This is a genomic window from Paenibacillus sp. 01L418, from assembly GCF_056400045.1.
Genome location: NZ_JBFTSN010000616.1, coordinates 1 through 2,920, shown reverse-complemented (window position 1 = coordinate 2,920; position 2,920 = coordinate 1). Strand labels below are relative to the sequence as shown.

Sequence of the window (2,920 nt, the reverse complement as noted above, 5' to 3'; positions counted from 1 at the left end):
GACGATGACTTCGCCTGATTTGTTGGACCAAAAGCTATTTAAAGGGAAAGTCGGCTTCATGATCAGGGATGCGCGCAGGTTGGAGCCGGATTATCAGCAGAAAATGAAAGAAATCAGCGGAGAGGTGCCGGAATGGATCGTTATTCCTCCAATGATAGGTCCTTACGGCGATCAAATCGTAGAGAGAAAATCGTTCCAAGGCAATTCATGGGCCATTTCCAAGAAAGCGGATAAGGACAAAATTATTCGTATCTTGTCCATGCTGAATTATCTCTTTACGGACGAAGAAGCCTATCCGAATTTTGCATACGGAATCAAAGGAATTCATTGGGATGTAGTGGACGGCAAGATCAAAAATAAAACGTCCGAATTATCGAAGGAAATGAAAGAAAAGTACCTATGGGTCGATCATTACAGAATGCCGCGCCGTGGTGACGATGCCGAGTACTTCAGCTTCCAGAATCCTAAGACCGCAGAAGCTTTCGTGAACAATCAGCAATATGTGGGGCCAACGTTGCCTGGAAACTTATTGACCGCAGACCCTAGCGATACCTTGGCAACTGACCGCTCGCGTTTCATTAATGAAAGCTTAGTCAAATTTATGACGGGCAAAGACCCTCTATCCAATTGGGACAATTTCCTCCAAACGTTGGATACCAAGTTTGACATGAAGAAATATAAGGAAACAGCAATCAAGCAATTTAAAGAAGCAGGCTTAATCAAGTAAATGAACGAAGAGAGTGGCTATTCRTAGCCCCTCTCTTTATTGTCATTTTAATACGGACTCAAAAAGGAAGATGCGCAATGCGAAGAAGAATCAGCTTGCCTTTAAAATTATTTTTTATCGTGTTTGCGTTTGTATTAGGCTGCATCATCTTGATAAGCCAATTGTCCTATCGCTATGTCCAAAAGGAAATAAGAACCAATGACATCTTCTACACCAACCAAATACTTGACAAGGTCGATCAGTATTTCACCGTTAATTTTTCCTCCTTCCAGACGATCCTGTTCTCGGTCGAAACATCGGTGAAAGCCAACATAGACAATACGGAAGTAATCAAAAAGCAATTAAGAGAGCTATATGAACTCAACAGTAATTACGTCAGTAATATTTATTTGATCAAAAGCGATTTATCCATTGTAGGCGGAAGCACGCCTACCCGTATTTTCGATGAACCGTTAGCGGAAAGAGAGCCTTTATTTTATGCGGCCGACAAGAACAGAAGGACGACCTTCGTCAGTGATCCTTACAAATCCAAGTATTCCGGCTGGACAGTTACGATGGTTCGATATCTGAATGGCGCTCCGTTTCCGATGGCCATTGCCGTAGATTTGGATCTAAATGCTATTGAAGAAACCTTGTTCAAGATTAATAAGCAGGAACAAATGAATTTGGCTCTGATCACCGCATCGGGTAAGATCATTGCCGGATTTTCGGAAAATAGAGGACCGCTGAATGTTCAAGATCATACGTTTTCAATCGGGGAAACGTCAGCAGAACAAATTCTGGATACGGCAGAAACAACCCTTCAACTGCATACCAAGGACGGCATGCCGGTCTCCCTTCTGAAAAAACCGACGGAGAAATTCAATTGGACCATTATTTCGATCAATGATGAATCACGCTTGAAAGCCGCTTTGTCCAGATTGGAAACCTATTATATCGAGCTTCTAGCCGCAGGTCTTCTCTTAAGTTTGTTCGTTTCTTTTTTTATTGCCAAGTATATAAGGACTCCGCTCTATGYGCTCAAATCAAAAATGAAACGGGTGGAACAAGGCATCCTTACAACGACAATAACGATTAAACGAAACGATGAGTTCGGAGATCTCTCCCGCGCCTTCGACCGTATGCTGCAGCAAATTGTGGAATTGATACGACGAGCGGAGCTTCATAATGAGCTTGAGCGAAAGCTGGAGATTCAAGTGCTGCAGTCTCAAATCAACCCTCATTTTCTGTATAACACGCTTGGTTCGATCAGCAATGTTATTCGTCTCGGACAAATAGAGAAAGTAGATGTGGTGATCGGATCGCTCATTTCATTATTGGAATATGGGATAGATGACGCTTCAGAGAAGGTTTCCCTACATCAGGAATTACGAAATGTAGCGGACTATATCGAGATCCAGAACATCCGGTATAACAGAAACTTCCACTTGATTGAAAATATCGAAGCAGGGTTAATAGATTTCCCAGTTTTTCGAATGCTGCTACAGCCCCTTGTGGAGAATAGTATCTTCCATGGCTATAACGGAGGAGGGATCGAAGGACCGATAACGATTCATGCGTACAGGGAGGGAAGCATCATCATCATCGAAGTCGTTGATCAAGGCGAGGGAATTCCAGCTGATAAAATAAAACATATTTTAGTTTCAGAACCGAGTGATGTGGAAGTGAAAAGGAAAAGAATCGGGTTAAATAATATTCATGGCCGAATTAGACTTCACTACGGAGAACAATACGGGCTCCAAATCGTTAGCATACCTAAGGAAATAACCCGGGTACGCGCCATATTCCCAGCAGACTTGCTAAAAGGAGAAACATAATGGTGAGAAACTATACCTGCTTCATTGTTGACGATGAAGACCTGATCATTCAAAGATTGGAATTGTTTTTTAACGAGCTCTCTCATAGGGATAAGCGATTTGTTCTAGTGGGAAAAGCCAATAATGGGCTGAATGGGATCGAGGAAATTTTAAAGCTTAAGCCGGATATCGTAATATCCGATATCGTTATGCCAAGAATGGATGGAATCTCCATGATTGAGCAGCTAAAGCCGGAGATCCCCCATACCCAATACATCCTTTTGACCGCCTATTCATCCTTTGAATACGCCCAGCGAGCTATTCATGCCAACGTATTGGAGTACATTGTTAAAGTTCCGCTGAAGGAAGCGGATTTAGATCGGGCCTTATCTAAGGC

At 42.6% G+C, this 2,920-nt stretch carries 3 protein-coding genes; all 3 read left to right on the top strand.

From position 1 onward, the window contains the following. Positions 1-727: type 2 periplasmic-binding domain-containing protein (locus AC1DSE_RS33645; protein ID WP_477528950.1), on the top strand; the 727-nt coding region annotated here is incomplete at its 5' end. 77 nt (positions 728-804) lie between these two features. Further along, complete coding sequence (locus AC1DSE_RS33640; RefSeq protein ID WP_477528949.1) at positions 805-2,544, top strand: sensor histidine kinase; 1,740 nt, start codon at positions 805-807, stop codon at positions 2,542-2,544. Then, positions 2,544-2,920, top strand: a 377-nt coding sequence (locus AC1DSE_RS33635) for a response regulator (protein WP_477528948.1), incomplete at its 3' end; no start/stop codon positions are given. The genes AC1DSE_RS33640 and AC1DSE_RS33635, both read left to right, overlap by 1 nt.